Origin of the sequence: Neisseria sp. HMSC065D04, from assembly GCF_001815675.1 — a bacterium.
In the GTDB taxonomy this organism is placed as follows: domain Bacteria; phylum Pseudomonadota; class Gammaproteobacteria; order Burkholderiales; family Neisseriaceae; genus Neisseria.
The window spans coordinates 1-272 of the sequence record NZ_KV821489.1 but is presented as its reverse complement, the minus strand read 5'-3'; the positions used below and the strand labels follow the sequence as shown (position 1 = coordinate 272).

General features: G+C 45.6%; 1 pseudogene. It reads left to right on the top strand.

What is annotated here, in order from left to right:
• Positions 1 to 272 (top strand): annotated as a pseudogene (locus HMPREF3050_RS02850) (hypothetical protein); the annotation flags it as partial.

The following is a 272-nucleotide window of genomic DNA, read 5'->3' as shown; positions in this document are numbered from 1 at the left end:
GATACCCGCACCCTGATTCCGGATCGGGCAATGATGCAGGTAACGCGCGGGGGATTTCATTGGGAAAACATTATCGGGAAAGACGGTATGCCCTACGAAGCCGACTTATATTTCAAACTGGATAATGATGACGCCTATATCGTACGCAGTTTTTTCTATATCCCTGCCGACAATAAAAAAGCCCCTGCCAACTGGAAAGCCCAAGAAAAAGAAGCAATAAACACCATGGAGAAAAAATTCCGCCAAGAAATCCTCAATGGGTTGAAAACCAG